The sequence below is a fragment of the Streptomyces sp. NPDC054840 genome (assembly GCF_053611065.1).
This window is the reverse complement of the sequence record NZ_JBSGZP010000295.1, coordinates 1-8,569: the sequence shown is the minus strand read 5'-3', so window position 1 is coordinate 8,569 and position 8,569 is coordinate 1. Positions and strand designations below refer to the sequence as shown.

The following is an 8,569-nucleotide window of genomic DNA, read 5'->3' as shown; positions in this document are numbered from 1 at the left end:
TCGCCCGCGCCGCGCCGGGGCGAAGCCCTCTCATCCCCGGCGGCCCGCCCGCCAGGCGAAGCCCGCGGCCCCGGCGAAGCCCCGCAAGCGGCCGCCGACGCCGGCGAAGCCCCGGCCGGCGCCGCAGCGTTCGTACGACATGTCCGCCCTGTGCGCGGCGGCCGAGGGCACCGTGCATCCGTCCATCGTGGCCCTCTGCCGCTGAGGGCGTCATGGTCCGCCGAACGGTTCGGGTCATGTCCGGGCAGGCCGCGGAGATACCCTCGGAGCCGCGGAACGGACGACACGGGGAGCCAGGAGCATGTACGACGCGGGGCCGTCGGCGGTGGATGCCGTACGGGCGCTGAAGAAACTGGCGCGGGAGCGGCCGGACGAGCTGGAGCTGTTCGAGGGTTTCACGGACGCGGAGTTGGACGGCTGGGCTGTCGCGGTGCCCGAGGAGGTACGGGGTGTTCTGCGGGAGATCGGCGGCCTGGAGACCGAGGACCACGAGTACCGCTTCGGGCCGCGCGGCCGTGAGGTGTTCGCGGACGGCTGCTGGACCCTGGGCGAGACGGACTTCGGTGAGGGCTCGCTGATCGTGGGGGTCGGGGCCACCGGCTGGGGGCCGGTCGTGGCCGTCAACCCGTGGGGGGCCGACCCGGACGTCACCGTCGAGGCACCGGACTTCACCGCATGGCTCGACGGGTTCGCCGAACGGCTCGCGGACGGGGTGGCGGACCGGCCGAGGGGCACGTTCTCCGTACCGGCCACCTCCACCGTCGAACTCGCGGAGGGAAGCGAGGGATGTGGGGCAGACGAGGGAGGTGCGGCAGGCGAGGGAGCCGTAAGGGCCGATCGCGAGCTCGCAGCCCTTGTCGGCCGCGGCGATCCTCTCACCGATCTCGTCGACCTGCACGGGCTGCCGGGCTACCCGTGCGCCGTGGACTGGGAGCCGTACTTCTCCACCTTCCACAACACCGCCGACACCGGCAGCAGCGAGGTCCAGTTCCAGATCGTCGGTGAGGGCCGGGCCCTCCTGCTGCGCAGCGTGGTCAGCGGGGACTTCCTCGGCCGGGCCGTGCGCCGCCACCGCGTACCGGCCGATGCCGCCCGACGCGCGGTGGCCGAACTGCGGGAGCTGGCCGACGACTGCCCCGGCTTCGTCGTTCTCGACCCGGGGTGCGCCGACTCCGTGATGGACGGCTGGGGGGTCCCGATCCCCGAGGAGATCCGGACCGTGCTCCGGGAGATCGGCCGGGTGAGGATCGCGGGCCTTCCGGCGCTGCGCCTGCTGCCGGGAGCGCCCGAGCACGCGGTGGACCCCGAGCTGCACCGCATGCTGGGTGGCGACGGTTCGTACTGGCCGCTCGCCAGGATCGTGTACGGGCGCAGCGACGCGCTCGCGCAGGTCCGTATCGACCCCGCGACCGGTCGCTGGGGGTACGTCGTATCCGTGCCCGGCGACGGTGAGAGCCTGCGGGAGTACCCGGAGTTGACCCTGCTCGCCGAGTCCCTGCCGGACCTGTTGCTGACCTTCGCGCGGCTGGCCCGGCGGGCGGCGGCGGGCCCGGACTTCGCCGCGCGGATGACCCGGGACACCCGGTGGCTGTTCCCCAACACCGGGGAGCCGTGGCCGCGGCCCGCCCCCGTCGGCGAGTGGGCCGGTTCGGCGGACCCCCTGCTCGCGGCGGCCACCGAGCTGCCGGCCGGGACGCACGCCGCGGACCTGCGCGCCGTACCGATCCCGAGCGACCTGTGTTTCTACCGGGCGGCCGGCTGGCCCTACGCTGCCCGGCTGGAGCGGCTGCACTTCGCGGCGGCCGGCCAGGTGGCCGCCGCGGTGCCGGTGCAGGTGGCGGTGCCGGTGCCGGTACCTGTCGTGGGCTGACGGCCGCGCGGCTCCGGGGCCGGTTCATCCGGCCGGCCCCGGCCCGGCTGCCCGGGGGTGGCGTGCGGGTTCGCTTGGATGGGCCGGGCGGGGCCCGACCGAAGCTTCGTACCACCCTCCACCTCCAGGGAGTCGCCATGATGAAGATCGTCCTCTTCGGCGCGACCGGTGCCATCGGAAGCCGGGTGCTGCGCGAAGCGCTCCGGCGCGGCCACCGGATCACGGCCGTCGTCCGCGATCCGGCGCGGCTCCCGGACCCCGCGAGCGGGACCGGGGCCGGGGCGCTCGTGGTGGCGCGCGGCGATGTCCTCAATCCGGCGTCGGTGGCCGCGGCGGTGGCCGGACACGATGTGGTGGTGAGCGCCTTCGGACCCGGCCGCGGGGATCCGGCCGTCCTCGTGACCGCCGCGAAGTCGCTGATCGGCGGGGTGCGGTCGCTCGGCACCGATATCCCCGCGCCGCGGGTGGTCGTCGTGGGCGGGGCGGGGTCGCTGCGTACCCCCGGGGGCCCGTCGGTCTGGGACGCGGCCGGCCTTCCGGCACCCGTCCTGGCGCTGATGCACGCCCATGGGGACGCCTTGGACTACCTGCGGACCGTGCCCGTGGAGCAGGTGCGCTGGACCTGCCTGAGCCCGGCCGCCCAGATCGCGCCGGGCGAGCGGACGGGCACGTACCGGCTGGGGCTCGACGACCTGGTCGTCGACGAGGAGGGCCGGAGCCGGATCTCGACGGAGGATTTCGCCGTCGCCCTGGTCGACGAGATCGAGCGCGACGCGCATGCGGGACGGCGGTTCACCGTCGCCCACTGAGCGGCCGGAACGGCGTGCGGGACGCCTGTGCGAGACGAGTGGGAGACGTGCGGGAAGGCATTATTGGGTGGAGACGTCCGGTCGGGCTACCTACAGTGACCAGGCACCCGATGTCGAGCAGGAGCGGATCATGCGCATCCACTATCCCCGTACGCCGCACCTGCCCTGGTCTCCCGGGGCGACGGCGGACGACGTCCGGACCGTGGGACTGGCGGCGCTGGCCGGACGCGAGGTCGTGGTCACCGAGAAGCTCGACGGGGAGAACACCACCCTGTACGCGGACGGCCTGCACGCGCGCTCGCTCGACTCGGCGCACCACCCCTCGCGGGCGTGGGTCAAGGGCCTCCAGGGCCGGATCGGCCCCGGGATTCCGGCCGGGTGGCGGGTGTGCGGGGAGAACCTCTACGCCCGGCACTCGATCCCGTACGAGGACCTGGACAGCTGGTTCTACGGGTTCTCGGTGTGGGACGGGGAAGACTGCCTCGACTGGGACCGGACCGTACGGTTCCTGAGCGGCCTGGGCGTGCCCACCCCGCGCGTGCTGTGGCGGGGCACCTTCGACGAGCGCGCATTGCGCAGGCTGAAGCTCGACACCGCGCACCAGGAGGGGTACGTCGTACGGACGGTGGCCGGTTTCCCGCGCGAGGACTTCGGGCGGTTCGTGGCCAAGTGGGTGCGGGTCGGCCACGTGCAGACGAGTACGCACTGGATGTTCGCGCAGATCGTGCCGAACGGGCTCGGTCCGACGGCCCCGTTGTGGGCGGTGCGTTCGGGGGCCGAGGCCGATGTGCCGGGGCTGTCCGCCGCCCTCGGGGTGAGCGGGACCGACGCTCCCGACAGCACCGTCGCCGCCGACGCGGAGGAGGTCGCCGCGGCCGTGGCCCGGATCGACGGGGCGGGGCGGACCGGGGAGGACCGGCTGGCCGGTGTCCTGGCCGCTGTGCTCCACCGCGAGCCGCGGGCCCGGATCGCGGCGCGGCTCGCGGCCGGCCCGGTCGGGATGGGGCTCGCGCGGCGGGTCGCCGACCTGGTGGGGCTGTACCCGTACCTGCAGCGGCCGTTCCCGGAGGAGGACCGGCGGGCCGGCCTGGTCCGGATGGCCGCGGCGGCCGACCTCGGCGTGCTGCACGCGCTCGCCGGGGCACTGGCGGACGGGCCGCCGGAGCGTGAGTGCGCGCAATGGTCCGAGCTGTGCGCCGAGGAGGCGGGGCTGCTCGGGCCGGATCCGCTGGAGGCGCTGCGTGGCGGGCTGCGCGAGGCGCTCGCCGGGCTGGACGCGGGGGCCGCGGACCGCTGCTGGGCGGAGGTCCGGCGGGCGTTCGGGCAGGGCAGGATCTCGGGGTCCTCGGTGGAGGAAGCCGTGGCGGCGACGTGGCAGTGGCGCGAGGGAACGTTTCCCCGGCTGGTGCAGCTGTGCGGGCCCTCGGGCAGCGGGAAGAGCACCTTCGGCCGCGAACTGCCCGGCGTGGACACGTACATCAGTCTTGACGACCTGCGCACCGCGAGGGGTTCCCGGGCGGACCAGGGGGCAAACGCCGAGGTGTTGGGCGAGGGGCTGGACCGGCTCGACGCGGCGCTCGCCCGCGGCGGGACGGTGGTGTGGGACGCCACGTCGCTCACCGGCCAGCAGCGTGGCCTGGCCGGCTCGGTCGCCCGGCGCCACGACGCGCTGGTCACCCACGCCGTGGTGCTGGTGGAGGAGGCGGAGTTGGTGCGGCGCAACGGTGTGCGTCCGCATCCGGTGCCGCCGCAGGTACTGACCTCGCAGGTACGCCGGTTCAGCCCGCCGTACGTCGGCCAGGCGCATCGTACGTGGTACATCGGCGCGGCCGGGGTCGTCGAGGACACGGCCGGCGGCCTCGCGTCCGGACGCGCGGAGCCCGGACGTAAGCAGGGACAAGGGCAGGGGCCGGAACAGGAACAGGGGAACGGGCGGGGACCGTACTGATGCGTACCAGCGAGGAGCTCTACCACCGGGTCCGCTGGGACTCCCGGTTCGATCCGGCGCGCTTCGTGCTCGGGCTGCTCCAGCGCGGAGCGGCGCCGAAGCGGGTGCCGCTGCCCTCCTTCGTGCCCGGCGGCGACATCCCCTGGCACCGGGTGCTGTTCGTCGAGGCGGACGGTGAGCTGGTGTGGGACCGGGCCACGGGCGTGGACCGGATCGATGTCACCGCGGCGGGCCGGGTCCGCGATCCGCGACTGCTGCGGGCCCCGTTCTTCACCGCGCGGACCCCGCACGCGTGGGACCCGGCGGGCGGCGGCTGGCGGCCCGCCGAGCCGGTGCCGGGGGGCGGGACGGCCGCCTCCGCCTCCTCCGTGCGGCTGCTCACGTGGAACACGCTCTGGGACCGGTACGACGCCCCGCACATCGCCACCGCCCGGCGCCGGCCGCTGCTGCTGGCCGATCTCGCGGCCGCCGATGCCGATGTCATCGCGCTGCAGGAGGTCGAACCCGAGCTGCTCGGGATGCTGCTGGCGGCGCCGTGGGTGCGGGCCTCGTACACCCTCGGTACGGATCCCGGCGGCCGGGACGTCGCCGAGTGCGGTCTGCTCGTGCTCAGCCGGCTGCCGGTGCGGGAGGCGGGGATGCACCTCTTCCGCCCGCACAAGGCCGTCACCGCCGTCACGGTGGACACCGCGGCCGGCCCCCTGGTCGTCGCGAACACCCACCTGACCAGCGACCACACCGAGAACGGGGACGAGCGGCGGGATGCCGAACTGGCCCGGCTCGCGGAGGGGCTCGGCGGCATCGAGGCCGGGGTGGCGCTGCTGGGCGACTTCAACGACGGCCGGCACGGCGCCGAGGGGCCCGCGGCCGCGCTCGGCATGCGGGACGCCTGGAGCGACGCGCACGGAGCGGCCGACGACACGCCGACCTTCGACCCGGTGGCCAATCCGCTGGCCGCGGTGGGCTCGCTGTCGGGCCGGGCGGCCCGGCTGGACCGGATCCTGCTGCGGTCCACGACGGCACGGGTGGCCCGGGCCTCGCTCCGCGGCGACTCGCCCGCCCCTGAAGGGCTGTTCATCTCCGACCACTTCGGTGTGGAGGCGACGGTGGAGTTCGGGGAGCCGGGTGGCGCGCCCGCGCGGCTCGACGTACCGGCGACGGCGCGGACGGCGGTGGCATGGCTGCCGCCGCGCCTGCCGGAGGCGGTACAGGAGCTGCGCCGCGCGCTCGACCCGCAGGCCGGACGCTGGCCCGAGCACGTGAACCTGCTCTTCGGCTTCGTGCCGGAGTCCTCCTTCGCCGAGGCCGTGCCGCTGCTGGCGGAGGCGGCCGCCGCGATCGGGCCGTTCCACGCCCGGCTGGAGGGTGTGCACAGTTTCGGGCACCGTGAGGACGCCACCGTCTGGCTGGACCCGTCGGCGGCCGGTGAGGCGCCGTGGCAGGAGCTCCGGCGCGCGCTGGCGGAGCGGTTCCCGGGCTGCCGGGGCGGTTCCCGCGAACAGGGCGGCTACACCCCGCATCTGACGCTGGGGCGCAGTCAGGACCCGCAGCGGGCGGTCGCGGCCTTCGCGGCGCGGCTCGGCGGCCCGATGGCCGCGCGGGTCGGGGAACTGGCCGTGCTGTCGCGGCGCGGGGACGGGCCGATGCGGGTCCGGGCGACGGTGGCGCTGGGGACGGGCGAGGTGCGCTGGGAGCCGGAGACCGTGGAGCGGCCCGCGCCCGCAGCCCTGGACGGGGCCGCCGAGTCGGTCACCGCGCGCGTGCGTGCCGCCCTCGGCGACGCGCGGGTACACGTGGCCGGGTCGCGCCGCATGGGCTGCGCACTGCCGGAGGCCGATCTGGACCTGGTGGCGGCGCTGCCGGGGTCGGCCGATGTGGCCCTCGTAAGGGACCGGGTGGCGGCTGCGCTGCCCGAGGCGGAACGGCTGCGCGAGGTGACGGGGGCGCGGGTGCCGGGGCTGCGGTTCCGCGTCGGCGGGCTGTCGGTGGATCTGGTCACGGTGGCAACCGGCGCGCTGGATCCGGCGCACGCGGTGGCCCGGCGGGCGGAGCTGGGCGAGGCGGCCGCGCTCGCGCTGAGCGCGGTCAGCGACGCCGATGCCGTACGGGAACGGGTGGGCGCCGCGCGGCATGCCGCATTCGCCGGGCTGGCGCGGTGGGTGAAGGCGTGGGCCCGGGCCCGCGGGCTGGACTCGGCGCCGTTCGGCGGGCTGCCCGGGCTGGCGTGGGCGGTCCTCGCGGCGCGCACGGTGGAGGAGGCCGGGGCGCTGCCGCCCGACGCCCTGCTGCGCGAGTTCTTCGGCAGGTGGGCCGCCTGGGACTGGCGCGAGCCCGTATCACTGCCGGCGGCGGTCCCGGGTGCGGCGGAGGGCGGGCCGGATGCGGTCACGGTCCTCACCCCCTCGGAGCCGGTGCGCAGTTGCACGGCCCAGGTCGGGCCGGGCCTGCGCGACCTGCTGGTCCAGGAGTTGTACACGGCCTGGGAGCTGCTGGAGTCCGGCCCGGTGGACCGCGAGTGGGTGCCGGGGCCACCGCCGCTGCACCGCCGGCACGCCGCTTGGGCGGTGGTGACCGTACGGACGCCCTCGGGGGGGGAGTTCGAGGCGACCCTGGGCCGGGTGCGCGGCCGGCTTCGGTCCCTCCTCGGCACGCTGGAGGAGGCCGGCGTCACGGACGCGCACGCCTGGCCCCGCCCCTTCGCGTCGGGCCCGGCCCTGGCCCGTTACGCGATCGGCCTCGGCGCCACTCCCCCGGACGCGACGCGCCTGGCCGCCCTGGCCGGCCCCTGGCGGTCCGGGCTGCCGGGGGTCGAGGTCTCCTGGGCGGCCGGCGGTGAGGTGCCCGACCTGGCGTGAGGGTCAGGCCGCGGGCCGCAGGCGGACGTGCGTCAGATCTCGATGATGATCTTCCCCGCGGTGTGCCCGACCTGGCTCAGCTCGAAGGCGGCCGCCAGCTCGCCCAGCGGGAAGGTCTTGGCGACCGGCACCTTCAGCTGCCCGGAGTCGGCGAGCCGGCCCAGTTCGGCCAGATCACTGCCCACGGGACGGACCCACATCCACTCGCCGCCGGCCCCGAGCACACTCGGGTCGGCGATGGAGGCGTGCCGTCCGTCGTCGTGAAGCACCTCCCGGGTCACGGCGCCGACGCCGCCCACGAAGTCGGCGACGACCGTCGGGCCGTCGGGCACGAGGGCCCGTACGCGCGCGGCGAGTCCGTCTCCGTACTCGATGGGTTCGGCGCCGAGTTCGCGTACCCGGTCGTGGTTGCGCGGTGAGGCGGTGCCGATGACCCGGGCGCCCAGTGTGCGGGCGATCTGCACGCCGAAAGAGCCGACGCCGCCGGCCGCGCCGTGGATGAGGACGGTGTCGTCCTTGCCGGTGCCGAGGCGGGTGAGCAGCTGGTAGGCGGTGAGCCCGGCGAGCGGGAGCCCCCCGGCCTCGGCCCAGTCGAGCGAGGCGGGCTTGTGCGCGAGGGCGCGTACGGGCACGGTGACGAACTCGGCGAAGGTCCCCCCGTGCACGTAGTCCTTGCGGGCGTACGCGATGACCTCGTCACCCTCGGCGTATTCGGGGGTGTCGATGCCGACCCGCTCGACGGTGCCGGACACGTCCCAGCCGGGAACCACCGGGTAGACGACGTCCATCAGGGCGTCGAGCCCGCCCGACATGATCTTCCAGTCGACGGGGTTGACGCCGGCGCACTTGACCCGGACGAGGACCTCACCGGGTCCGACCTTGGGCATCGGTAGCCGGGTATCGGAAAGCACCTCCGTCCCGCCGTACGTCTTGTACGCCATTGCCCGCATGGTTTCCTGGCTGCTGCGGCCCGACTGGGACATGTACCCGACCTCTCCGTGTGCTGGTGGAACCCGCCCCCGGTTCATCCCACCATGCACGAAGCGACCGCCCCAGGAGGTGGATCGGGCGCGGCGCGGCGCGGCGT

Annotated in this window: 6 protein-coding genes; 5 read left to right on the top strand and 1 reads right to left on the bottom strand. The window is 75.4% G+C overall.

Annotated features, from left to right (window positions below; all coding sequences use genetic code 11):
• The 5 genes from ACWGIU_RS21000 to ACWGIU_RS20980 form a co-directional block, all read left to right on the top strand.
• On the top strand, positions 1 to 205 hold a 205-nt coding region (locus ACWGIU_RS21000; RefSeq protein ID WP_453707943.1), incomplete at its 5' end, for a hypothetical protein.
• 96 nt (positions 206 to 301) lie between these two features.
• A complete protein-coding gene (locus tag ACWGIU_RS20995) occupies positions 302 to 1,870 on the top strand; it encodes a hypothetical protein (RefSeq protein WP_453707941.1) in 1,569 nt (522 codons plus the stop codon).
• 137 nt (positions 1,871 to 2,007) lie between these two features.
• Positions 2,008 to 2,679 (top strand): NAD(P)-dependent oxidoreductase, encoded by a 672-nt coding sequence (locus ACWGIU_RS20990; protein WP_453707939.1) that lies wholly within the window; start codon positions 2,008 to 2,010, stop codon positions 2,677 to 2,679.
• A gap of 130 nt (positions 2,680 to 2,809) precedes the next feature.
• Entirely contained in the window at positions 2,810 to 4,627 is a 1,818-nt protein-coding gene (locus ACWGIU_RS20985) for an RNA ligase family protein (RefSeq protein WP_453707937.1), read from the top strand.
• Positions 4,627 to 7,482 (top strand): poly(A) polymerase, encoded by a 2,856-nt coding sequence (locus tag ACWGIU_RS20980; protein WP_453707935.1) that lies wholly within the window; start codon positions 4,627 to 4,629, stop codon positions 7,480 to 7,482. The genes ACWGIU_RS20985 and ACWGIU_RS20980 overlap by 1 nt, the downstream gene beginning before the upstream one ends.
• Positions 7,483 to 7,514: 32 nt before the next feature.
• Here the strand turns inward: ACWGIU_RS20980 and ACWGIU_RS20975 are convergent, their stop codons facing one another.
• Complete coding sequence (locus ACWGIU_RS20975; protein WP_453707933.1) at positions 7,515 to 8,423, bottom strand: NADP-dependent oxidoreductase; 909 nt, start codon at positions 8,421 to 8,423, stop codon at positions 7,515 to 7,517.
• Positions 8,424 to 8,569 lie beyond the last annotated feature (146 nt).

Coding starts and splice junctions, on each gene's coding strand:
- ACWGIU_RS20980 (WP_453707935.1), top strand. CDS start 4,627: ATGCGTACCAGCGAGGAGCTCTACCACCGGGTCCGCTGGGACTCCCGG.
- ACWGIU_RS20975 (WP_453707933.1), bottom strand. CDS start 8,423: ATGGCGTACAAGACGTACGGCGGGACGGAGGTGCTTTCCGATACCCGG.
- ACWGIU_RS20990 (WP_453707939.1), top strand. CDS start 2,008: ATGATGAAGATCGTCCTCTTCGGCGCGACCGGTGCCATCGGAAGCCGG.
- ACWGIU_RS20995 (WP_453707941.1), top strand. CDS start 302: ATGTACGACGCGGGGCCGTCGGCGGTGGATGCCGTACGGGCGCTGAAG.
- ACWGIU_RS20985 (WP_453707937.1), top strand. CDS start 2,810: ATGCGCATCCACTATCCCCGTACGCCGCACCTGCCCTGGTCTCCCGGG.